Annotated in this window: 3 protein-coding genes; 2 read left to right on the plus strand and 1 reads right to left on the minus strand. The window is 34.1% G+C overall.

Annotated features, from left to right (window positions below):
• Positions 1-1,155, plus strand: a 1,155-nt coding sequence (locus tag KI356_RS26525; RefSeq protein ID WP_212936943.1) for an LTA synthase family protein, incomplete at its 5' end; no start/stop codon positions are given.
• A 47-nt stretch (positions 1,156-1,202) separates the two neighbouring features.
• Here the strand turns inward: KI356_RS26525 and KI356_RS26530 are convergent.
• Complete coding sequence (locus tag KI356_RS26530; RefSeq protein ID WP_128280347.1) at positions 1,203-2,651, minus strand: DHA2 family efflux MFS transporter permease subunit; 1,449 nt, start codon at positions 2,649-2,651, stop codon at positions 1,203-1,205.
• Positions 2,652-2,823: 172 nt separating this feature from the next.
• Between KI356_RS26530 and KI356_RS26535 the strand changes: the two genes are divergently transcribed.
• Positions 2,824-3,154: TetR/AcrR family transcriptional regulator (locus KI356_RS26535; RefSeq protein ID WP_212936944.1), on the plus strand; the 331-nt coding region annotated here is incomplete at its 3' end.

Raw genomic sequence — 3,154 nt, forward strand, 5'->3', positions numbered from 1 at the left:
CAAGAAGTTACACCATTCTTAAACTCATTTACAAAAGATGCGAATACGTTATACTTTGATAACTTCTTCCATCAAACAGGACAAGGTAAAACATCTGATGCGGAGTTCATGTTAGAGAACTCAATGTTTGGATTACCGCAAGGATCTGTTTTTACAAATAAAGCTAATAACACGTATCAATCAGCACCAGCTATTTTAGGTCAACAAGGATACACATCAGCAGTGTTCCACGGTAACTACAAAACGTTCTGGAACCGTGATGAAATTTATAAATCATTTGGTTTTAATAAATTCTTTGATGCGTCATACTATGATATGAACGAAAAAGATGTAGTAAACTATGGCTTAAAAGATAAACCGTTCTTTAATGAATCAATTCCGTTATTACAAACGTTGAAACAACCGTTCTATACGAAGTTCATTACGTTATCGAACCATTTCCCTTATCCTATTGATAAAGCGGAAGCAACGATTGAACCAGCTAAAACAGGTGATTCATCAGTAGATACGTATTTCCAAACAGCACGTTATTTAGATGAATCTGTAAAAGGATTCATGGATTACTTGAAACAATCTGGTTTATACGATAACTCAATTATCGTTATGTACGGTGACCATTACGGTATTTCAGATAATCATAGCGCAGCAATGTCTCAAATAATGGGTAAAGAAATGAACTCATTTGAAAATGCACAGTTACAACGTGTACCTTTAATCATTCGCGTACCAGGAATGAAAGGCGGCGTACAACATCAATACGGTGGAGAAATTGACGTTCTTCCAACGTTATTACACTTACTAGGTACAGATACAAAGAATTATGTCCAATTCGGATCAGATTTATTATCACCAGAGCATAAACAAGTTGTTCCGTTCCGTAACGGTAACTACGTAAGCCCAACAGTGACTGCACTGAACGGCAAATACTATGATACAGCGACTGGAAATCCAGTAGAATTTACAGATGAAATAAAACAAAATGAACAAATGGTTCAAAAATCACTAAAATACTCTGACCAAGTTGTTAACGGCGACTTATTGCGATTCTACACACCAGAAGGCTTCACTCCAGTAGATCGTTCTAAGTACAACTATAACCATCGTGATAAAAACAAAACGAAGGTGAAGACGACTGAAGACGGAGCAACGAAATAAATAACAAAAAATCCTACTCGTATTCCATACGGGTAGGATTTTTTGTTTTAAGAGTTACTTTCGGATTTTTGGAGTGCTACTTTTTTTGGCGTAAAACATGCAATAATCAAAGCTATAAAAGATAAGACTAACATAAATACATAGGCATCACTTGAGCTGAAGATAGAAGATAATTTTGTTACTTGCATAGCTGATATGCTTTCGTTCCCGCTAGATAGCTGTGAAGCATGTGAAGTGGATTGAATTGTATATACCGTGATAATAACTGCTGTTCCAATAGCACCCGCTAATTGTCGAATGGTATTATTTACTGCTGAACCATGTGAACCCAGTTCTCTCGGTAAAGCATTCAACCCAGCTGTATTTAAAGGCATCGAAATGAAACTTAGTCCAATGCGTAGAATAATGGTACGAACCATTAAATACATATAAGTTGTGGATTCGGTCAAATGAATTACACCCCACATCGAAATAATGATACATATTAAACCTGTAATAAAGAGTGGTTTTGCCCCGTATTTATCAAACATTTTACCTGTGATAGGTGATAAGAAGGCATTAATTACAGCGCCAGGTAATAGAAGTAAACCTGATTCAAATGCAGTGAAACCTCGTCCATTTTGCAAGTAAATCGGTAAAAGAATTAAATCAGCATACATAATCATCGTAATGAGTACGTTAATGACTGAAGTAAGAGTGAAAACTTTATACTTAAATACTGATAAATTTAATAAGGGATCGTTAGACTTTATTTGACGTAAACAGAATAAAGCTGTAACGATTATACCGATGATAATTGTTGTAATAACAACTGGATGATCCCATCCTTTGCTTCCTGCACTACTAAATCCGAATATAACACAACCAAAGCCAATTGTTGATAAAATGACACTTACGATATCTAATTTTGCTTTTGTTGTCTCTGCAACATTCATTAAATATTTAAGCGCGAGAATAATAACGATTAATACAAATGGAGCTAATCCAATAAATAACCATCTCCATGATACATATTCAATGATAAAGCCAGATAATGTTGGAGCGATGGCTGGCGCAAAAATTATGGCGAAACCGATGGTTCCCATAATACTTCCACGCTTTTCACTAGGGTATAAATATAAAATAACTGTCATCATTAGCGGCATAATAATTCCTGCCCCAACTGCTTGAATCATTCTTCCTGTTAACAAAACACCAAAATTCATGGCGCATGCACAGAGAACAGTCCCAATAAACAAAGAGAGCATCGAGCTAATAAATAGTTGCCTTGTTGTAAATCGTTTCATTAAAAATGCAGTAATTGGCACGAGAACACCATTTATGAGCATAAAGCCTGTCGATAGCCATTGCACTGTTGCAGCCGTAACATCAAATACTTCCATTAAATTACTCATCGCCACATTTAATAGCGTCTGATTCAATGTTGATAAAAAACATCCGGCAATGAGCACAACTAATATAATTTTTTTATTTCTTTCTGATATTTCCTTTTGCATTGATAAACTCCTTCATTGTTGCCTTGATTTATCGACATCATGTCGATAAAATTAATGGTAACAAAATATATTTTCTTTGACCATGAACAGTTTTTTTGAAAATGTTCACTACTCGACATAGATGGTATATGATGTCGATAAAGTTAAAGAAAATCTATAAAGGGGTTTAAAAATGTCTACACCTAAAAAAGAAGATCCTCGTACAGTACGTTCAAGGGAAATGTTTAAAAATGCTGTTATTTCACTCTTATGTGAGAATTCTAGTATTTCAAGTTTAACGATTCAGAAAGTCGCAACTAAAGCAGGATTAAATCGAACAACATTTTACTTACATTATCAAGATATTCAAGATTTAATAGACCAAATCACTGATGAGATTTTAAATGAGCTTTCTAATAAAATTGTTGATTTAATGCATGCAAAAGATTTATCAGAAAAACAAAAGCTAACACAATTACTTGATTATATATATATCCACCGAAATTATTTATTTATATTATTTA

The organism is Bacillus hominis (assembly GCF_018332515.1).
In the GTDB taxonomy this organism is placed as follows: domain Bacteria; phylum Bacillota; class Bacilli; order Bacillales; family Bacillaceae_G; genus Bacillus_A; species Bacillus_A hominis.